A 19516-nucleotide genomic window follows, 5' to 3' on the forward strand; every position below is an offset into this window, starting at 1 on the left:
AATAAACAGGCTAATCAGCCAGTTTATGGTGACCTTACCGTGCATATCGATAGCGTCATGCTTGTCTTTGTTGGCAATCCACAAGATAACCGGCAGCACAAAACCCAGACCGGGAATAACAATACTGGCCAGTTGGCTTAAATGTATTGCCATGCAATAGGTGTTCAGGGGCATACCCCAGTATTCTTCATTTGAATTCATGTGACACTCCGTGTTTGAGTTAATCGAGTCTGATCTACTTTAACACTAGCGCCTAATGTGGGAACAGACTATAAGCAGTTATATAAAAAACTGCTCAACGATTAACGCAGTGATGTACCCAGCAACAGAACTTACCACCACAAATAGTAGTGCTTTGCCTAACAGCAGGGAACCTTGTTTGGCCCCATAAAATTTGTAGGCGTAAACCGGCACACCAATAACGGCAACAAAGGCAGCAAGCAGCGGATAAAACCGCAGGTTAGTTTTGTCGTGCTCGTGGGCATGCTGTTTACACCATACAAACAAGCCAATGCCCAAGAATAGCGTATGCGCGGCCCAGGTAATATCAGGCGTACCAAAATGAAAGAGATAATAGGTGTCTGCTGCACTGGCCACAATGTAAGAACTAAACAACACGATTAATGTAATGTAGGACGACTTCATACAATCCTTTTTTCCTTTACAACCTGAGGACGTGTGTCAGGTAATGCTAACAATACCCGATTTACTTACAATCCGCGAAATCTCGACAGAATGCGTTTATTCGGGATTTGGCATTGAGAGGTGCCGCCAAACAGCCTGATGCGGTTTCGGGCAAATAGCTTATAAAACACATCCCTTACACCACTGGAATAATACCAATTCGCATAGAAGTTTGCCCACTCAGCAGCACTGGCAGGCTTTTTAGCTAGGCTTGATTGCACAGGTTTGGTGGTTCCAAATCAAGCAAGCGTAACAACGCTAAAAAGTCTGCCAGTGTTGCCCGAAGGGAGTGGCCAAAACGACTTATATCTGTGTTGCGCCCTCTGGACATAGAATGACTATGCCTCAGAGTGCGCGTCGTGATCTAAGTCGTTTTGACTCACTCTGAGAGGGCAAACTTCTATGCGAATTGGTATAAAATGCTATGGGATGAAAAGATGTACTGATAAAGGGCTGTGATCCTTTTCGGGGTCGATTATAATGTGCGCCAAAAGAAGGAAGTCATAATGAAAACAATAGAAATAGATGATGATTTGTATGCCTTTATTGCGGGTCAAACCAAGCATATTGGCGAAAGCGCGTCGCAAATTCTGCGCCGTTTATTAATGGGCGACGAGATAGTTGCCGCAGAAGGGAATGTCGTTGCGCCAGTTGAGTCTGATTTAGCCGATGCTACTCAACCTAATGCTGAAACTGCACCAACGCCGGTTGCCGTCAAGAAAGCCCCTGCAAAATCCACCAAAGCTAAAGTTGTTACTGAGATACCTGCCGTTGTTAACGTTGTAACTGCGACGCCTGCAAATGCAGATGATGACGCACTGCTCAAGTTAGTTAACCCAACAACATTGAAACAGTTCGATAAGCGTGTAGATCAGTTTCTGTATATTCTGCAACAGGCGTTTGTATTACAGCCCGTCGAATTTGCACAGGTTGAGTCTATAAAAGGTAAAAACCGCAAGTACTTTGCCACCAGTAAAGAAGAGTTACTGGCAACTGGCAGCAGCACCAATCCAAAAGCGATCCCAGAAAGCGGTTATTGGGTAGTTACCAACAATAACACTGCTAAAAAGCTGGCCATGTTGTCGCAGGTTTTGCAGATCCTGGGATATAGCGATAAGGTAGTGGCATCCATTACTGAGGCATTTTCTGAGCAGTAATTCATTTAAACGTTAAAAGGATAATTTCATGGCGTTACACCCCGAGGCAGGCAAGGCCGCAGCAGAAGAGCAATTAATTAATGTGGCACTGCTGGTTAGTCAGTATTTCAGTTACCAACCCGACCCGAGTGACCCTGCCCAGGCAGTGAGTTTTGGTACTTCAGGTCACCGTGGTACAGCAGCAAATACGACCTTTACCGATATGCACATTGCTGCCATTTGTCAGGCGCTGGCGGAATACCGCGAGCATCAGCAAATTACCGGGCCGTTGTTTATTGGTAAAGACACGCATGCGTTGTCTGAGCCTGCCATGATCACGGCGATTGAAGTGCTCAGCGCCAATAATGTAAAGGTAGTGATTCAGCGTGCCGACAATTCGTCGAAGGGCTATACACCCACGCCAGTTATTTCGCGAACGATTATTCGTTACAACCGCGGTCGCACAGACGCTTTTGCCGACGGTATTGTGATTACCCCGTCGCACAACCCGCCTTCTGATGGTGGATTTAAATATAATCCGCCTCATGGCGGTCCGGCAGATAGCGATGTAACCAAAATAATTCAGCTGCGAGCGAACGCGTTAATTGCTGCTGGCAATAAAGACGTTAAACGGCTTGATTTAAAAACCGCCATGGCATCTGAGTTCGTAAGTGAAGACGATTTTATGATGGATTATATTGCCGACTTAGAAAAAGTCGTCGATATGAAAGCCATTGCAAAAGCCGGTCTCAAATTAGGTACTGATCCGTTGGGCGGGGCAGGTGTAGGCTACTGGCAGCATATCGCCGCGCACTATGGTCTGGATATCACAGTCGTAAATCCTAAAGTGGATCCGCAGTTTGGTTTTATGCGTCGCGACAAAGACGGCAAATTGCGTATGGATTGTTCTTCTGCCTATGCCATGGCTGGATTAATCGAACTAAAAGATAAGTTTGATCTCGCCTGGGGTAATGATCCCGATTTCGACCGCCATGGCATTGTATGTCCGAGCGGGGGCCTGATGAATCCTAATCATTACCTGGCAGTTGCTATCAACTACCTTTATCAGCATCGTCCGGAATGGCCAGCTTCGTTAAAAGTAGGTAAGACACTGGTATCGAGCAGCATGATCGACCGCGTGGTAAAAAGCATGGGCCGTGATCTGGCAGAAATGCCGGTGGGCTTTAAGTGGTTTGTACAGGGGCTGTCTGACAGTGAACTGGGTTTTGCCGGCGAAGAAAGTGCTGGTGGGATTTTCCTGCAGCGCAACGGTGAAACTTGGGCAACCGATAAAGACGGCTTTATTATGTGTTTGCTGGCTGCTGAAATTCTGGCGGTTACCGGTAAAGACCCGGGTGAGCACTACGACGCGCTTACCGCGAAGTTTGGTGCGCCTTGTTACCAACGTGTCGATGTGGCGGCCAGCCTGGAAGAGAAAGACAAATTGTCAGCAATGGATGCCAGTGTGGTGACCAGTGAATCGCTGGCTGGTGAAGCGATTACCAATGTGCAAACCCATGCGCCAGGCAACAATGCTGCCATCGGTGGGGTGAAAGTGACTACTGAAAACGGTTGGTTTGCAGCACGTCCATCGGGCACAGAGCAAATATACAAAATATATGCTGAGAGCTTTAATGGTGAAAGTCACTTACAGGATTTGATAAAAGAAGCAGAACAGCTCGTTGCTAAAATCATTAAATAACAGCTGATTTTTATGTCGGCGTTATTCATTTTTGTTAAATAAATGTAAAAATCCAGTCAAGCGATTAAAGTTTGTACTGGATTTTTTGTTTTTTAACAAAAAAATTACAAAAAAAGTTTTTTAGTGCTGCTATATTCGCTCTATGAGTTGTAAGTTAATTACATTAAGTGTTTAAACTTTGACCGATAGAGTGAGATCACCCATGAGCGGCAAAAAAGCAAATCCTGAACCAGAAATCATCATTAATAAAAGCGCGTTTAAAGCGTCGGTGGTAAAACACCTTCATTGCACCCTTGGCACTGACGAAAATAAAGCCAACAGCCACGCTTGGTGGAAAGCCACTTGTGCGGCCATGCAAGAACAAGTGCTGGAAGGGCTGCGTAAAACCCAGAAAACCCATTATTTAAACGATACCCGTGCGGTTCACTATTTTTCGGCCGAGTTCCTTATGGGACGTCTGCTTTCCAATAACCTGCAAAACTTTGGCTTATTTGATGTGGCGAATGACGCATTAAATGAACTGGGTGTCAGTTTGAGTGATGTATTGGAAGAAGAGCCAGACATGGCGCTGGGTAATGGTGGCTTGGGTCGACTGGCAGCATGCTTTATCGATTCACTGGCAACCATGGATCTGCCTGCAATTGGCTACGGCATTCATTATGAGCACGGCTTATTCCGTCAGGAAATCCAGGGCGGTGCGCAAATTGAGCGTCCGGACAGCTGGCGCGATTACGGCAACCCATGGGAAATTTGCCGTCCTGAATCCATTCAGGAAGTTTCTCTGTATGGTTATGTGGAAACCAAATACGGTGAAAATGGCCGTATTCAAAAAGAATGGCACCCTGGGCACATTGTGAAAGGGGTACCGTGGGATATCCCGGTAGTGGGTTACGGCGGTAAAAACGTAAACGTGCTCCGCTTATGGCAGAGTAAATCGTCGGGTTATTTTAACTGGGACGTATTTAATGCTGGTGGTTATGTAGACGCGCAGGTTGAAAACGTTCAGGCCGAAACCATTTCAAAAGTGTTGTACCCGAATGACGAAACCGAAGCCGGTAAAGAATTGCGTTTGATCCAGCAATACTTCTTCTGTGCATGCTCGTTAAAAGACATTATTCGTCGTTACAAACGCGCCCATGGTGATGACTGGAGCCGTTTCACTGATCAGGTTGTTATTCAGCTAAATGACACTCACCCGGCTATCGCAATCCCTGAGCTGATGCGTATTCTGGTTGACCGTGCCGAACTGGATTGGGACAGCGCCTGGGCAATTTGTACCAAGGTATTTGCCTACACCAACCACACGTTGCTGCCTGAAGCGCTGGAAAGATGGCCGGCCCGAATGATTGAAAAAATCCTGCCGCGCCATTTGGAAATCATTTACGAAATCAACCACCGCTTTATGAAAGAGGTGGACAAGAAGTGGCCTGGCAATAACGAAGTGAAAGCCAAGCTGTCGATCATTGAAGAAGGCAACGAAAAGATGGTCCGTATGGGTAACCTGTCGGTAATTGGCTCGTTTGCGGTAAATGGTGTTGCGGAAATTCACTCTAAACTGGTTAAACAAAACCTGTTCCCGGAATTTGACGCATTGTGGCCAGGAAAACTGACCAACGTCACAAACGGGATCACGCCACGTCGCTGGTTAAAAGCCTGTAATCCAGCCCTGTCTAAACTGATTGATAAGAAAGTTGGGGCAGACTGGCCATTAGACTTAAAGCAACTGGAAGGGCTGGCAAAATTTGCCGATAACAAAGCGTTCCAGAAGCAATTCATGCAGGTGAAGCAGCAAAATAAAGAAGTGTTAGCCGCAGAGATCAAGCGCTCTCTGGATTTGGATGTTGATACTAATGCTATTTTTGACGTGCAGATTAAGCGTTTGCACGAGTACAAGCGTCAGCATTTAGCGTTGTTACACATTATGGCGCTGTATCGTCGTTTACTGGAAAACCCGGATTACGACATGCACCCGCGTGTGTTTATTTTCGGTGCGAAAGCAGCGCCTGGTTATAAGCTGGCGAAAGATATTATTTTCGCTATCAATAAAGTGGCCGATAAGATCAACAATGATCCGCGTGTAAACAAGAAACTGAAAGTGGCGTTCCTGCCTAACTACCGCGTAAGTTTAGCCGAGAAAATGATTCCGGCAGCGGATGTGTCTGAGCAAATCAGCACCGCGGGTAAAGAAGCGTCGGGCACCGGTAACATGAAACTGGCGCTCAATGGTGCCATTACCATTGGTACGCTGGATGGTGCAAACATTGAAATCGCCGAAGAAGTGGGCGAAGACAACATCTTTATTTTCGGTTTAACGGTAGATGAAGTGAATGCACTTAAGAAGTCGGGTTACAAACCTTACGACTACTACTATAAAAATGCCGAAATCAAAGCGGTACTGGATTGGATGGAAACCGATTACTTCACGCCAGGTAAACCAGGCGCATTGTCATCGATTAAACAAAGCTTGCTTGATCACGGCGACCCGTACCTGGTACTGGCAGATTACGAAGCTTACTCTGAAGCGCAGAAACGCGTTGACGAAGCATATCGCGACAAAGACCGTTGGGCGCGAATGGCTATCATCAATACCGCGAAGATGGGTAAGTTTACTTCTGACCGTTCAATCAACGATTATGTTGAGCGAATTTGGAAACTGCGCTCCTGCCCGGTAACCAAAGCCTGAGTTTTACAGAAATAACCAAGCCGTTATCGGGAAACCGATAGCGGCTTTTTTTTTTTAGTATTCAGGTATGACCAGTTTGTATTTAAAGGTAGAATATCGCTTGCGCTTATTTTCCTGGTTTTCCTGTTTTCAGAATTACCACAGCCAGGTAAAAAAGGAACTATTCACTCGGGCAATTCAGCGCCACGCCTTATTGTTAACGGGGTGTAAACATTTTTGTGGTGTGAGTTTGTCAGTAAGATAAAGTCTCCTAAAGATCAATACGTTATACAATTTAGCCAATTGTTGAATACGCCTATCAAGGCACTAATACACGGGTATATATTTTTATACACAATAGTGCTTGCATAGACTTTAGTTCAGTGTTTCCATAGCCATTAATCAATAACGTACTGTTTATTCAGCTTTTTAAGGCCAAACGCGTTTTATGACCGTTTCTCATACAACATTAGCGACAATTCCAAACCGCTACGCATTCATCGACAAAATTGCGACGAGCGGCGAGCGCAATACTCAGCTATCGCTGATGCTGATTGATGTGGTGCGTTTCTCGGATGTCACTACGAGTTTTGGTATAGAAGTGGGCGATCAGTTTCTGTTAGAAATTGCCAATCGATTACAGCGTTTGTTCCATCATAACATTGAATTCGGCCGGATTAGCGGCGATGTATTTGGTGTGGTCCTGCCGGGTATTCACTCGCCGGTGGTATTGCAGCAGCAATTCGAATACCTTGTTGAACACTTTAAAACGCCCATGTATTACGATGGTCACGCGTTTATCGCTGATTTCAATGTGGGGGTAGTGAGTAAATCTCAGGGCGCTTTCGACCTGACCTTATTTGTATCCCGCGCCGAAGCAGCCCTGAAACAGGCAAAAGAAAACAAGTACGAAAACTTTTCGCTGCTCAGCATGCACGACAAAGCCGAAACTGGTCGCAGTCTTGCGTTGAAAGCCGATTTACAGCGTGCATTAGCCCGCAACGAACTCGAACTGTACTACCAGCCAAAAGTCGATCTGGCGACGCTCAGCATTGTGGGGGCGGAGTGTTTGTTGCGATGGAATCATCCCACCGATGGCTTACTGTTTCCCGGGCCGCTTATTGAAGCTGCCGAGTCGTACCACATGATGAATGAACTCGGTTACTGGACTCTGGAGAGTGCCATTCGTGGCCTGGTAGGCTTTGAAGCGAATGGACTCGATATTACGCTGTCGGTCAACATTTCGCCCACGCAGCTCTACGATACCAAGTTAATACCAACACTAAAACGCCTTACTCATCGCTATGGCGTGAATATGAAGCAACTCGAGTTAGAATTAACCGAAGACATCGCGGTGTCTAACTCGTTAATGGTGAAAAAGCAGTTAGCAGAGCTTCGGCAGCTGGGCATTAAAGTCGCCGTAGATGATTTTGGCAAAGGGTATTCTAATCTGGCATATATTCGCGATTTAGAACTGAATACGCTTAAAATCGACAAGACCTTCGTAATGGAATTAACCGATAACTCGATTAACAAAGCCATCATTGAAGCCGCAAGAATTATCGGCGAGGCTAAGGGAAGTGAAGTGATCGCAGAAGGTGTAGAAACCATTGAACAACTACATCTGTTACGTGATATCGGAATTCGCTATGGGCAGGGGTATTTGTTTTCAAAGGCCATCCCGCATCAGGCTTTTATTGCACTGGCACAACAGGATATCATTGTAGGCGACTCGCCTTATCGCCAGATGAAAGCAGTATAAACGCTACTCGCTGTAAGCTTCTCGCTACAACTGAATTTAGCCTATTTCACAAAACTGCCGTGGCTACTTTTTTCGCGAAACCTGACGCGATACACTACTGTTTTTACTCCTTATTGCACGTAATCACATGACACCAGCGTTACTGGCTAATGGCCAATTTTTACACCTTTCCCGTTTTAACCCTGAATTACTGCCATGTGGGCAAACTATTGCGCTATCCAACGGTACTCAGCTACACATTGTTGTACCTGGCGTGGTGCAGATAACACCTGCGCAGCCTTCGCCAAGTGGGCTAAAGCACATCGTATATTCCTGCGGTATTCACGGTAATGAAACTGCGCCAATCGAAATATGTTCCGATATTCTCGACGATGTGATCACAGGAAACATCGTTGTTAAACACCGTGTGTTACTGATTTTCGGCAATCTGCCTTCAATGAATATTGCAAAGCGCTTTGTTGAGGAGAATATGAATCGCCTGTTCAGTGGTGAGCACGCTAAAGGCCCCTCTAATCCGGAAAAAGAACGGGCTGCCCAATTGGAGCAGGTGGTGTCAGCGTTTTTTGCTGAAGCCGGCGATACCGACGAAAAGCTGCATTACGATTTACACACGGCGATCCGCGAATCCAAAAACGAGAAGTTTGTTGTGATGCCATTTTTAAATGATGGCCGTCATCACAGCGCGAAACAATTTGGCTTTTTACATGCTTGTGGCATCAATACGTATTTGTTGTCGTCGTCACCTACCACAACCTTCAGCTATTATTCCAGTGCCGCTCATCAGGCGAGGGGCTTTACTGTGGAGTTAGGGCAGGTTAAACCCTTTGGGCAGAACGACATGTCAAGGTTTGCCGATGCGCGTGACAGCCTAATCAAGCTGATTAGCGAAGACGATTTTGCGCCAATGGTATCACTCGACAAGCTGACACTGTATAAAGTGAATCAGGTTGTTAATCGTTACAAAGACGACTTTTCTCTGCATTTTGGTGATGACACACCGAATTTTACCGATTTTAAGGCAGGAACCTTGCTGGCCAGTGAGTCTGGTGCCCGCTACGAAGCCAAGCAGGACGGTGAAGCGATTGTATTCCCGAATGCCAATGTGGCAATAGGCCAACGCGCATTGTTAACTGTGGTACCCACGACTCTGGAGACACTGGATGTTTAATCTCGATAGCCGACTGGCTGCTGATACCCTGGTAGTAGGGAATTTACCGTTATGCAGGGTATTGCTGATGAATGACAGTCAGTATCCCTGGCTCATTCTGGTGCCGCGCGTAGCGGGTGCGGTGGAGCTGACCGATTTAACTGATGCTGACTATCAGACTTACAGCAACGAGAGCCGTTTAGTGGCAAAAGCCATACTGCAGGCTTATCCTGATGCTAAACTGAATATTGCCGCACTAGGTAATGTTGTGTCACAGTTACATATTCATCATGTCGCACGGTTCAATACTGATGTAGCCTGGCCAGGTCCTATTTGGGGAAAGTATCCGGTAAAACCGTATACTGCTGAGCAAGCTAACGTGTTAGTGAGCCAATTTCAAACGCTGTTATCGATTAAGGATTGATCATGATTTTAACTACTACGCCTGCAATTGAGGGTAAAACCATTAAGCAATATCACGGTATTGTGATTGGCGAAGCCATTATGGGCGCCAATATTTTTAAAGATCTGTTTGCATCTATTCGCGACATCGTGGGTGGGCGCGCCGGTGCTTACGAAGACGAATTGACCAAAGCGCGTCAGATTGCTTTTCGCGAATTGGAGCAGGAGGCCCGCAATATGGGCGCGAATGCCGTGGTGGGCATTGATCTGGACTACGAAGTACTGGGCGATAAAAACAGTATGCTGATGGTTAGTATCAGCGGTACGGCAGTCACTGCAGAATAGGCAACACTGCATTACAGACGCTAACAAGCGGCTGTGCTTCAGGACGTTTTTGATTTGTCGTTGTTGTCTTCGCTGGTTTTTGTGAACGCAGATGACGCAGAGTCATCTGTGTCGTCGTGCTCTTTTTCCGGCGCGCGGTAATTTGGTGGCAAGTTGAATTTGGTGCTGGATCGCAGCAACAGAATATTGCTCACTATCACTCCCAGTACCAGGGCAACAATGCCAATAATAAACCAGGTATTCATGCCTTCAGGCCTTCATTTAATACGTACCTTGGGTACAGTTCATCAAACAGGGTCAGTACTGTAGACTTACCCTGCATATCCGCATGTTCAATGCATCGCCGAAGCTGCTCAGGATTGCGTAGCGCTTCAAATTCTGCCGCTGTAGGTGCATAAGACAGATGCCATAACTCGGTGGCAACGCCGCCATTATTGCGCATAAACGGACGCATAAAACCATGCTCTGCCAGGTGATTTCCCATCCAGCAAGCCAACGCAAAGCAGGGGCCGCCATCACGGTATTCGGCATCCACCAAATCCAGCTTTCCACCACATGCATCAACAGCGGATTTATCGAAAACGTCCAAATCGGTACCCCAGTGATGACGGCTACCACCGGGTAGGGCAGACCAGGTGAGTATGGCGTACACTTTTTGCTCGTCAGTCAGGGCTGCTACGTCAAGCCGTTGTTCGTTCTCGTCGAGCAATGGCAGCTCACCTGTCCATTTGCGATTCCAAATAGACAGCTGCCGTTGGAATCCACGGTAGCTGCTGACTATTTGTATATCTTGTCCGTCTATGGCCGCATGAGACTGCATGGCTGTAAAAGCCTTGGCCACATCAGGATGCAGTTGATGTCCGTTTCCAACATCAACCAAATAAGGATTGTGTAAGCCTAGCCATGCGTCGGAATGGATCACGTTAGCAGGTGCTCCATAATGCGGTAGTAAATGCGTTCCAGATGATACAGGTCCTGAATGCGCACGTGTTCGTCAATTTTGTGAATGGAGGCGTTTACCGGCCCCAACTCTACGACCTGGGCACCGGTAGGGGCAATAAAACGACCATCAGACGTACCGCCTGCGGTGGAAAGCTCTGTGTTAAAGTCCATTTCAGCCAATATGGCTTTTTGGGCTGCTTCAACCAGGTTGCCTTTATCGGTTAAAAACGGTTGCCCGTTAAAGGTCCATTTGATGTCGTAATCCAGCTTATGACGTGCAAGCACCTCTTCAACGCGTTTAATCAATTCGCGGTCGGTCACTTCAGTAGAAAAACGGAAGTTAAAGCAAACATGCAGCTCACCGGGGATCACGTTACCTGCGCCCGTGCCAGCGTGAATGTTAGAGATCTGAAAACTGGTAGGCGGGAAAAAATCATTGCCGTTGTCCCAGTGTGCACTGGCTAGTTCCGCCAAGGCTGGTGAGGCATCGTGTACCGGGTTTTTAGCCAAATGGGGGTAGGCTACATGACCTTGTATGCCTTTTACGATTAAATCGCCGGTGAGAGAGCCCCGACGGCCATTTTTTACTACGTCACCCACCGTATTAGTGCTGGACGGTTCGCCCACAATGCACCACTTAATTTTTTCGTTACGCGCTTCAAGGGTGTCTATTACGCGCGTAGTACCGTTTATAAACGGACCTTCTTCGTCACTGGTGATCAAAAAGGCAATACTGCCATGATGGTCGGGGTAGTCAGTAACAAACTGGCGGGTTGCGGTTAACATGGCGGCCAGACTGCCTTTCATGTCAGCAGCACCACGACCATATAACACACCATCTTTCTCGGTTGCCGTAAACGGCGGTGTCTTCCACGCTGATTCCGGACCGCTGGGTACCACATCGGTATGGCCAGCAAAACAGAACACCGGGCCATCCGTACCGCGACGGGACCACAGGTTGGTTGTGTCGTTAAACACCATGGTTTCGTTATTAAAGCCAAGCTCTGCCAGCCAGTCTTTCATCATTTCCTGACATCCCGCATCTTCAGGGGTGACCGAGCGACGGTTAATTAGGTCTTTAGTGACCGCTAGTACATCACGCATTACGCAAAAATCTCTTCATACTGTGGGGCTTTGAAGCCAACATGGAAATCTTGTTCAACTAACAATAAAGGACGTTTAATCATTGCCGGATGTTCGGTTAGCAGGGCCAGAGCCGTGTCGGCGGAGACAGACGCTTTTTGTTCTTCTGACAATTGTTTGTAGGTAGTACCACGTTTGTTCAGCAAGGTTTCCCATCCCAGAGTGTTGAGGGCATGCTGCAACGTATCCTGAGGAACACCTTGTTTGCGGTAATCGTGAAATTCAAATTCCACGTTGTGATCAGCCAGCCAGGTTTTGGCCTTTTTAATCGTGTCACAATTTGGGATCCCGTACATTACTACATTCATGGAAGTGTCTCTTATTTTTAATAACTCTTGTGAGGTGCAAGTCTATATTGCCCGCTTGAGGCTTGCAAAGGATTGCTGGTTAGTGTCCATCATCAAGCGCTATATGTTATATCCCTTACGCTGTATAGAGGCTATTTGGGATGAACATATAACGTAAAAAGCAGATCGTCCAATGCACGAATACTGCCAGACGCGTGGCGCTGAATTGCGGCAAGGGGGGCCGCATTTAACAACGTGAAATACAAACAGGGTTGCTGACCCTGTTGCTTCATCCACAGGGGATCGCAGGTAAACAAACACATGCCAGCATTTACCGTATAGCCTGTACCAACATGGAATTGCAAGCGTTCGCCATGGCCGGTGAATTCGGGCAGCCCAGCCTGAAATAACAATTTGATACCTTTTGAGGTAACTGCTGTTAACGAGCCCTTAGCTGGATCGATACTGGAAACAACAAGGGAGGAAGGCGCATACACTTCGCCACGGGTGAGTTGAATGCCTATTCCTTCTCCCAGGATTCTCTCCCGGTAGAGTGCTGACGGAGAGTCTGACAACGACAAAATTGCACCGGTAGCCGGGCTTGTTATACGCAAAGCCGCTTTTTTAGCAACGGGGGCGCTATCTGTGATCCGGGTAGTAAAGCAGTAATTCATGATGATCAGGCTGTTGAAACATGGTCCAATGTATCAATAATTCCATCAAGATCCCACTGCGAAACGCTTTATTCAATGTTATCCACTATATCTGTGGATAACTTTGTTGAGTAGTTATGGGGTAAGTTGTAAGTTATTGTATTTGATTGATTAAAATGAGTTGGTTATAAACTGCACAGTTGTGTTGCGGCATAGTTTTTAGCAAATATCCACAATTTTTTATGAAAATATTCGCTGTATGTGATCTGATCCGTCGGGTAGTGCAGTGCAGATGGAACCGTTTACCCTTACCGGGTCAGTATCTGAAGCCTTGTCCACTTTTTATTGTCTTACCGGTAAACATAGTTTACCTGTACCGATGGCCGATTTACCTTACCTCTACCTTAGGATAGGATTACCCTAAATCAGACTAAATAAAAAAGGACAGAATACGTGGCCGCGCCGTTAAATATTTATGCTGGTCCCAAAGCACTAAGACAAATACAACAGCACGGTTTTAAAGCCCAACTGTTTCATCACTTTCTGGGAGCGTCTGGCGGGCCTAAGTGGTTTGTATTAGCAGGTCTCGACAGAGTTATATTCCCTGAATTGTTCTTAAAAAGCGCCCATCGGGTAAATGTAATCGGCTCGTCGGCTGGGGCATTTCGCGCTGCATGTTTTGTTCAAAAAGACCCATACGCAGCAATCAATCGCCTGGCCGAATGCTATTCAACTCCCGTTTATTCTGAGAAACCGACCAGTTGGGAAATTACCGACAAAGCCCGGGAGCTTATTCATTATGTAATGGGTAAGCAGGGGATCATTGAGGTAATGACCAATCGTTATCACAAATTACAAATTATCACGGCACGCTGCCACGGTTTAATGCAACATTACAACAAACCCAGTCAGATGGTTGGGCTTGGCATCAGTGCTGCGGCCAATCTGGTAAACCGACGATTATTGCAAAAGCTGTACACTCGCAGTGTGTTTACCGCACCCAACAGCAAATTTGAGATAATTGACCCTTATAATTTGCGTACAGAATATATCGATTTGTCGTTTAGTAACGTGAAAGACGCGTTACTGGCATCAGGCTCCATTCCACTTGTACTTAATGGAGTGCAAGAGGTTACCGAAGCGCCTGAGGGAGTCTATCGCGACGGAGGCATTATAGATTACCACTTTGATTTACAATTTGGCCCGACGTCTGGTTTAGTGTTGTATCCGCATTTTTATCCCAAAGCTATTCCGGGCTGGTTCGACAAAGCGTTAAAACACCGGATCCCCCACAAGGCGAGCTTTGACAATGTGGTAATGCTGGTGCCTTCTGAAGAATTTGTGGCAAGTCTTCCCTACGGTAAAATCCCGGATCGCAAGGATTTTGAAACGCTGGATGCAAAAACGCGTATTAAGTATTGGCAACAAGTGCTGTCTGAATCCGACCGGCTGGGCGAATTCCTGATGCAAACCATTTCCAGAGGCGAGATTCTGCGCTATACCAAGCCCATTCCCTTTGCCTGCAAGCCAGCAAAAAGCGCAACACCGGCATGAACAAGCGCTAAAAGAAGCGTCTGGTGAAGCGATGCAGATAAGGCTTTTGTGCGATCTTTATGCAATCAATGGGTGAATAAAGAATTTATACTTGCACCAGTCTGTTGGCATCGTTATTATACGCGCCACTCGGTGTTCACCGTTTGTCTATGCGTCTATAGCTCAGTTGGTTAGAGCGCTACCTTGACATGGTAGAGGTCGCCTGTTCGAATCAGGCTAGACGCACCATCTTATCCTGCTTTTTTACTCACATTTTCAGATTGTACTTAAACTGCCATTTAGCAACGCGACAATATGATCAAATTTGTTTTTCTGCGCTATTTCCAACGGCGTTAGCTGTGGGGGTTGGTAGGATTCTGTCTTAAAGTTGGCTTCGTACCGCCAGGTGAGCGAAGAGGGCTGGGCGCGGGATGTAGGGTTTGCCCCTAGCTTCAGTAGCTCACTTACTAATTCTGCCTGATTAGCACTAACCGCTTTGTGAAGCAGTTGCTCGCCATCTCGGTCGTAGGCGGTTAATAGTGTGTGTATTGCTTCCTGGTTCATTAATGTCGGCAGTGTTTGGGCATACCAGGTTAAAAATTCGAAATTTTGTGTATACACCGCAAGTTGGGAAGCGGACGTACCATCTTGTGCGGTATGAAGTACATCTGCCCCATGGGCTATCACAGCTTTTACCGTGGCCAGATGCTGACTTTTAATGGCAAAAAACAGCGGACTGTAGCCCTGTAGGGTTTGCCTGTTAATATCAGCCCCAGCGTTGATTAATTGCAGGAGTGCGTTTACGTTGCCGGTATTGGCTGCAAACATCAATGGCGTTTGTCCGTATTCGTTCGTCGAATTGATTTCGATGCTATCGCTCATGCTTAGCATCTTCGACAAGGTGTCTGCTGACGTGGTGCCGGCGCAAAGATGAAGTGCACTGGTACCATCTTCAATTCTGGCCTCAGGCGATGCGCCTTGGTCTAACAACAGATTAATTATCTGTGCATTGCCATAACGGCATGCCTGAATTATTGGGCTGAACCGGTTTTCCCCTGTTTGCTGCACTTTTGCACCTTGTTTAAGTAATATCTCAACCAGTTCGGGACTTTGTGTTTCGATGGCCCAGGCCAATAGGCTGGATTGATCCGGTAAGGGGGTATTTACGTCAATCTGTGCCGCTAACGCTCTTACTTGTGATGTATCTAATGCCAGAATCGCCCGCTTTGTTTGTAATAGCTGCGTTTGGTCTTGTGTGTGTTTCAACGAGTCTGAAGCCGGCTTGACTGCTTCATTCTGGCATCCGCTGATACAGGCTGTTATCACCAATGCAAACAGTTTTCCTTTCATTCTATTACCTTCTTACGCGGTTAATGCGGCCAATGGCCCGGTACTGTCACCAAACTGCTGAATTGGCACGCCCATGTGCTGCAATACACTCAGCAACAGATTACACATAGGTGTGTGTTTGTCGGTAGCTATGTGACGGTTACCTGGTAAGCCACCCCCGGCCAGTAAAATGGGGAGGTTCATATGGTCGTGGTCATTCGACTCACCAATACAGGCGCCTCGGATCACAAAGGTGTTGTCTAATAAATTGGATTCACCATCGGGGATACTGGCCATTTTTTCCAAATAGTCTGCGAACAGTTGCATGTGGTAAGCGTTTATTTTCACCAGTTTGTTGATTTTGTCGGGATCATTGGCGTGATGACTTAACGCGTGATGGCCGTCGGGGATACCCAGATTCGTGTAAGCATGGTTACTCAGTTCGCGTCCAAGCATAAAAGTACTCACGCGGGTCATGTCGGTTTGCAGCGCAAGCATCTGTAAGTCCAGCATTATCTTTACATGTTCTTCATAATCATTTGGAATCGATGCAGGCACGGTCACGTCTGCTAAGTTCATCTCGATTTTAGTGAGTCGAGCCTTTTCTATGCGCCTTTCCACATCGCGAATGGATTCCAGATACTGTTCCATTTTTTGCCTGTCGTGACTACCTAAACGCCGATTAAGCCGCTTTGCTTCGCCCTGGATAAAATCGAGAATACTGCTTTTATGGGCAAGTCGCATTTGTCTGGTGTTTTCGTCTATCTTGTTACCATTGCCAAACAGGTGCTCAAACACATCACTTGGGGCAACCATTGCAGGTAAGGCTTGGGTAGGACTCTTCCATGAAATGGTATTGGTATAGGTACAACTGTAATTAATGTCGCAGCTCCCCAATAAGCTGGGTGGTTCGATGCCTAATTCCAGTGAGGCAAGCTGTGTGTCTTTTGCAAAAAATTGTGCCGCTATCTGATCGGCAGACACCCCGCAGTAGATGTCAGCCCCTTCCGTTGCTTTAGCGTGTGCGCCGGTTAAAAAGGCCGGGCAACTTCGTCCGTGTCCGGCAGGTGGTGCGCCGAACGCACTGGCCTGATAGTGAGCCAGACCGGAAATAACAGAAAACTTATCGCGCACTTTTTCAAGCGGCTTCAACACCGGTGTGATGGTGTAATTGTAGCCCGTTTCGGTAGGGGTATAGCGCTGCATCCTAACCCCATTGGGTGAATAAAATACTGTCATGCGCTTGGGGCGGCTTTCAAGCACTTGTGCATGAGCTTTAGGCAGCAACGATTCCATTACCGGCAGGGTGACGGTCACGCCCAATCCTCGCAAAAATGCGCGGCGAGACAGCCCCTGACTAGTGTGCTGTTGCGATTTGTTCTTTTTCATCGGGCGCCTCGGGTGCTTTTTTGTAGTTAAATGGCATGCTGGCTATGACGGCCTTGACGATACTTTGAATGCGATAGTCATCCGCTTTTGCCGTTGTAACAATATGTCGGATTGTGGGCTGATCGTGGGCTTCCAAACCTCTGCCAAGGGCATAGGTTAACAACCGTTCTGTGAAGGCCAGTGCAAAGCGCTCGCGGCGCTCCCACAAAATGTCGTGTAATCCGGGTAATCCTTCAAACTGGGTTCCGTCAGGCATTTGCGCGGTAACATCAATGCGTTGTCCTGCATATTCGGTTCTGAATGCGCCAACAGCATCATATTGTTCCAAGGCCAGCCCAAGTGGATCCATTCTTTTGTGACAGGCGGCGCACACAGGATCTTCGCGATGCCGCTTAAGTTGCTCGCGGGCCGACAAGGCTATGCCATCGTGTTCCGCCACCAGTGCAGGTACATCAGGTGGCGGCGGAGGAGGACTGGCCGCTAATAAATTGTCCAGTATCCATTTTCCCCGTTTAACCGGAGAGGTGTGATTGGGGTTGGACGTAAGCGTTAATATGCTGGCCTGACCTAACAGGCCCCCTCTGCCCGAATGTTCGGTTAAGTTTACTTGTCTGAACGCTTGTCCATTTACGCCTTCAATGCCGTAATGTGTGGCTAACTGCTCATTCAAATAGCCATAATCGGCATTCAAGAAGTCAAAAATGGAACGATCGTCCTGTAAAATGCGGGTAAAGAATAACTCTGTTTCCCGCTTCATTGATTGCTGTAACGGTACGTTGTATTGAGGGAATTCAAATACGTCAGGGGCATGATAAGGAAGATTACGCAAGTAAAGCCATTGGCCGGCAAAGTTGCGGGTAAGCGCCAGGGCTTTATCAGACCGGAGCATTCGCTCAATTTCGTTGTTAAGTATTTCAGGCTCTCTGAGACGGCCACTTTGCGCCAGCTCTCTCAGGGTGCGATCAGGAATACTGCTCCACAAAAATAAGGCGAGCCGGGCGGCAAATTCAGTATCACTTATCTGATACACCGCGCCCGGGTTAATGTTCTGAGGTGCGGGCTCCTGCAAATAGAAAAAGCCTGGCGATACCAGTAATGCTTGTAGCGCGGTTGCCATACTGGCTTTGAAATCCAAATCCTTGCGCGCGTAGGTGAATACACTGACAAGTGGCTCAATATCGTCAGGTGTGGAGGGACGCCGGTACGCTTCGGTAGTCAGTTTAGTTAAAATCCGCTTGGCACAGGCGATTTCAGTGGGGGATGTCGCGGCTGTACTATCGGTATTTTCTGGCTGGCAAATAAATATTTTACGCGTACTGGGCGTGTCTGTGGCCGCTGTAATGGTTGCGTTAGTGGCTAACGGACCAATTACCTCTATTTCCATTATATCGCGTAAAAAAGCCGCTTGGGAAAAGCGTGAAGACAGGTGATACGAAGGCACTTGCACAGTATTCACCCGTGCACCATCAACTATAAAATCCAATGTCAGCTTTGTTGGGGGGCGATCGGGCAATACAACGTAATCCGTTCCTTTGCGCACCGTTGGTACGTGTTCATTCAGCGCCAGTTGCTTGCGAAACGCCATCCCAATGGTGTGGCTGCCGGCGTTCAGGGTAAGCGTGTAGTTATAGCGGTGAATATCGAGGCGATCGACCTCGTTATTGGTATTGGCATTCAGGTATCCCGCAATGTCGTATTCGCCGGTAATGGGCGCGTAAAATGTAAAACTGCCACCGCCTCGGGAGTCCAGCGGTAAATCGTCGCTCATTCTCAGATCATAAGACGGTACGCCGCTATTTTTTACCGAGCCGTCTTTGGGTACCACATAGCTTACCTTTGTTGCTGAGTCTGGCACTATGCCGGTGGCCAGATTGCTCACTTTACCCGCTATATTCAGATATCGCTCCAGATGGGTAGTTGAAACGCTCAATACATCGGCATTGTTGTCGAAACCATAGCCTGAGTCATCGCCGGGAAGCAATGGCGTTATGTCCACATCCAGTGCCAGCAAATCCCTCACCGAATTGGCATATTCGCTTCGGTTTAATCGCCGCAGTGTTGAGCGGCCCGGATTGGGATGCTGTTCAGCAAAGTTATCCAGTGACGAACCCAGCCAGTGCAGCAGCGACGCCTTTTCCTGCGGAGTTAACTGTTTTTTATCGGCCGGCGGCATATCGCCCATGGCTACCGATTTTAAAATACTTTCCCAGCGCGCCAGATTGTCACCCTGTGCGATGTCGTTAACGTTGATATCGCTAATCGACCAGTTGCCATCAAAAATATAATCGTTATGACAGTCTTCACAGCGGTCATACAGTAATCGATCTGCCTGTTTAGCGGTAAACGACATATCGGGTGAATCGGATGATACTTAGAGACGCGTACGTAGAGTGTCCGGTG

Annotated in this window: 19 protein-coding genes and 1 tRNA gene; 9 read left to right on the forward strand and 11 right to left on the reverse strand. The window is 47.3% G+C overall.

What is annotated here, in order from left to right:
- From ACLR2L_RS10915 to ACLR2L_RS10925, 3 genes are all read right to left on the reverse strand, one after another.
- Nucleotides 1–201: DUF4870 domain-containing protein (locus ACLR2L_RS10915; RefSeq protein ID WP_413368180.1), on the reverse strand; the 201-nt coding region annotated here is incomplete at its 3' end.
- A gap of 78 nt (nt 202–279) precedes the next feature.
- Entirely contained in the window at nt 280–645 is a 366-nt protein-coding gene (locus ACLR2L_RS10920; RefSeq protein ID WP_413368182.1) for a hypothetical protein, read from the reverse strand.
- A 65-nt stretch (nt 646–710) separates the two neighbouring features.
- On the reverse strand, nt 711–905 hold the full coding sequence (locus ACLR2L_RS10925) for a hypothetical protein (RefSeq protein ID WP_413368184.1): 195 nt from the start codon (nt 903–905) through the stop codon (nt 711–713).
- 285 nt (nt 906–1190) lie between these two features.
- Between ACLR2L_RS10925 and ACLR2L_RS10930 the strand changes: the two genes are divergently transcribed.
- The 7 genes from ACLR2L_RS10930 (at nt 1191) to ACLR2L_RS10960 (ending at nt 9840) form a co-directional block, all read left to right on the forward strand.
- Nucleotides 1191–1841, forward strand: a complete 651-nt coding sequence (locus tag ACLR2L_RS10930) for a SeqA protein (protein ID WP_413368186.1) — start codon at nt 1191–1193, stop codon at nt 1839–1841.
- 28 nt (nt 1842–1869) lie between these two features.
- A complete protein-coding gene (pgm, locus tag ACLR2L_RS10935) occupies nt 1870–3522 on the forward strand; it encodes a phosphoglucomutase (alpha-D-glucose-1,6-bisphosphate-dependent) (RefSeq protein ID WP_413368188.1) in 1653 nt (550 codons plus the stop codon).
- 202 nt (nt 3523–3724) lie between these two features.
- Nucleotides 3725–6205 (forward strand): glycogen/starch/alpha-glucan phosphorylase, encoded by a 2481-nt coding sequence (locus tag ACLR2L_RS10940; RefSeq protein WP_140960379.1) that lies wholly within the window; start codon nt 3725–3727, stop codon nt 6203–6205.
- 427 nt (nt 6206–6632) lie between these two features.
- Entirely contained in the window at nt 6633–7946 is a 1314-nt protein-coding gene (locus ACLR2L_RS10945) for a putative bifunctional diguanylate cyclase/phosphodiesterase (protein ID WP_140960377.1), read from the forward strand.
- Nucleotides 7947–8073: 127 nt separating this feature from the next.
- The gene (gene astE / locus ACLR2L_RS10950; RefSeq protein ID WP_413368191.1) at nt 8074–9114 is read left to right on the forward strand and encodes a succinylglutamate desuccinylase; all 1041 of its coding nucleotides are present in this window, start codon (nt 8074–8076) and stop codon (nt 9112–9114) included.
- Complete coding sequence (locus ACLR2L_RS10955) at nt 9107–9517, forward strand: HIT domain-containing protein (RefSeq protein ID WP_413368193.1); 411 nt, start codon at nt 9107–9109, stop codon at nt 9515–9517. Before astE ends, ACLR2L_RS10955 begins: the two co-directional genes overlap by 8 nt.
- 2 nt (nt 9518–9519) lie before the next feature.
- Nucleotides 9520–9840: a heavy metal-binding domain-containing protein gene (locus ACLR2L_RS10960; RefSeq protein WP_140960371.1), complete on the forward strand. Its 321-nt coding sequence runs from the start codon at nt 9520–9522 to the stop codon at nt 9838–9840.
- A gap of 38 nt (nt 9841–9878) precedes the next feature.
- On the opposite strand, the gene ACLR2L_RS10965 is transcribed toward ACLR2L_RS10960, so the two are convergent.
- From ACLR2L_RS10965 to ACLR2L_RS10985, 5 genes are all read right to left on the reverse strand, one after another.
- Nucleotides 9879–10085 (reverse strand): DUF2897 family protein, encoded by a 207-nt coding sequence (locus ACLR2L_RS10965; protein ID WP_140960369.1) that lies wholly within the window; start codon nt 10083–10085, stop codon nt 9879–9881.
- Nucleotides 10082–10762, reverse strand: a complete 681-nt coding sequence (locus ACLR2L_RS10970) for a M15 family metallopeptidase (RefSeq protein ID WP_255439282.1) — start codon at nt 10760–10762, stop codon at nt 10082–10084. Before ACLR2L_RS10970 ends, ACLR2L_RS10965 begins: the two co-directional genes overlap by 4 nt.
- Complete coding sequence (dapE, locus tag ACLR2L_RS10975; protein WP_413368196.1) at nt 10759–11886, reverse strand: succinyl-diaminopimelate desuccinylase; 1128 nt, start codon at nt 11884–11886, stop codon at nt 10759–10761. Before dapE ends, ACLR2L_RS10970 begins: the two co-directional genes overlap by 4 nt.
- Nucleotides 11886–12233: an ArsC family reductase gene (locus tag ACLR2L_RS10980; RefSeq protein WP_413368198.1), complete on the reverse strand. Its 348-nt coding sequence runs from the start codon at nt 12231–12233 to the stop codon at nt 11886–11888. The genes dapE and ACLR2L_RS10980 overlap by 1 nt, the downstream gene beginning before the upstream one ends.
- Nucleotides 12234–12364: 131 nt before the next feature.
- Nucleotides 12365–12886: a PTS glucose transporter subunit IIA gene (locus tag ACLR2L_RS10985; RefSeq protein WP_413368200.1), complete on the reverse strand. Its 522-nt coding sequence runs from the start codon at nt 12884–12886 to the stop codon at nt 12365–12367.
- A gap of 432 nt (nt 12887–13318) precedes the next feature.
- Between ACLR2L_RS10985 and ACLR2L_RS10990 the strand changes: the two genes are divergently transcribed.
- Complete coding sequence (locus tag ACLR2L_RS10990) at nt 13319–14419, forward strand: patatin-like phospholipase family protein (protein ID WP_413368202.1); 1101 nt, start codon at nt 13319–13321, stop codon at nt 14417–14419.
- 151 nt (nt 14420–14570) lie between these two features.
- Nucleotides 14571–14647, forward strand: a tRNA-Val gene (locus ACLR2L_RS10995).
- Nucleotides 14648–14674: 27 nt separating this feature from the next.
- Here ACLR2L_RS10995 and ACLR2L_RS11000 read toward each other — a convergent pair.
- Genes ACLR2L_RS11000 through ACLR2L_RS11010 form a run of 3 tightly spaced genes read right to left on the reverse strand, consistent with a single transcriptional unit; the run spans nt 14675 to nt 19466 of the window.
- Entirely contained in the window at nt 14675–15748 is a 1074-nt protein-coding gene (locus tag ACLR2L_RS11000) for an ankyrin repeat domain-containing protein (RefSeq protein ID WP_413368204.1), read from the reverse strand.
- Nucleotides 15749–15760: 12 nt separating this feature from the next.
- The gene (locus ACLR2L_RS11005) at nt 15761–17116 is read right to left on the reverse strand and encodes a DUF1552 domain-containing protein (protein WP_140960357.1); all 1356 of its coding nucleotides are present in this window, start codon (nt 17114–17116) and stop codon (nt 15761–15763) included.
- Nucleotides 17085–19466 carry a DUF1592 domain-containing protein gene (locus tag ACLR2L_RS11010; RefSeq protein WP_413368206.1) on the reverse strand — a complete coding sequence of 794 codons (2382 nt, stop codon included), beginning with the start codon at nt 19464–19466 and terminating at the stop codon, nt 17085–17087. Before ACLR2L_RS11010 ends, ACLR2L_RS11005 begins: the two co-directional genes overlap by 32 nt.
- Nucleotides 19467–19516: the final 50 nt, after the last annotated feature.

The sequence above is a fragment of the Alteromonas sp. AMM-1 genome (assembly GCF_047290655.1).
In the GTDB taxonomy this organism is placed as follows: Bacteria; Pseudomonadota; Gammaproteobacteria; order Enterobacterales; family Alteromonadaceae; genus Alteromonas; species Alteromonas mangrovi.

Coding starts and splice junctions, on each gene's coding strand:
- ACLR2L_RS10945 (WP_140960377.1), top strand. CDS start 6,633: ATGACCGTTTCTCATACAACATTAGCGACAATTCCAAACCGCTACGCA.
- dapE (WP_413368196.1), bottom strand. CDS start 11,886: ATGCGTGATGTACTAGCGGTCACTAAAGACCTAATTAACCGTCGCTCG.
- ACLR2L_RS11010 (WP_413368206.1), bottom strand. CDS start 19,466: ATGTCGTTTACCGCTAAACAGGCAGATCGATTACTGTATGACCGCTGT.
- ACLR2L_RS10930 (WP_413368186.1), top strand. CDS start 1,191: ATGAAAACAATAGAAATAGATGATGATTTGTATGCCTTTATTGCGGGT.
- ACLR2L_RS10965 (WP_140960369.1), bottom strand. CDS start 10,085: ATGAATACCTGGTTTATTATTGGCATTGTTGCCCTGGTACTGGGAGTG.
- ACLR2L_RS10955 (WP_413368193.1), top strand. CDS start 9,107: ATGTTTAATCTCGATAGCCGACTGGCTGCTGATACCCTGGTAGTAGGG.
- astE (WP_413368191.1), top strand. CDS start 8,074: ATGACACCAGCGTTACTGGCTAATGGCCAATTTTTACACCTTTCCCGT.
- pgm (WP_413368188.1), top strand. CDS start 1,870: ATGGCGTTACACCCCGAGGCAGGCAAGGCCGCAGCAGAAGAGCAATTA.
- ACLR2L_RS10920 (WP_413368182.1), bottom strand. CDS start 645: ATGAAGTCGTCCTACATTACATTAATCGTGTTGTTTAGTTCTTACATT.
- ACLR2L_RS10985 (WP_413368200.1), bottom strand. CDS start 12,886: ATGAATTACTGCTTTACTACCCGGATCACAGATAGCGCCCCCGTTGCT.
- ACLR2L_RS10960 (WP_140960371.1), top strand. CDS start 9,520: ATGATTTTAACTACTACGCCTGCAATTGAGGGTAAAACCATTAAGCAA.
- ACLR2L_RS10940 (WP_140960379.1), top strand. CDS start 3,725: ATGAGCGGCAAAAAAGCAAATCCTGAACCAGAAATCATCATTAATAAA.
- ACLR2L_RS10980 (WP_413368198.1), bottom strand. CDS start 12,233: ATGAATGTAGTAATGTACGGGATCCCAAATTGTGACACGATTAAAAAG.
- ACLR2L_RS11000 (WP_413368204.1), bottom strand. CDS start 15,748: ATGAAAGGAAAACTGTTTGCATTGGTGATAACAGCCTGTATCAGCGGA.
- ACLR2L_RS11005 (WP_140960357.1), bottom strand. CDS start 17,116: ATGAAAAAGAACAAATCGCAACAGCACACTAGTCAGGGGCTGTCTCGC.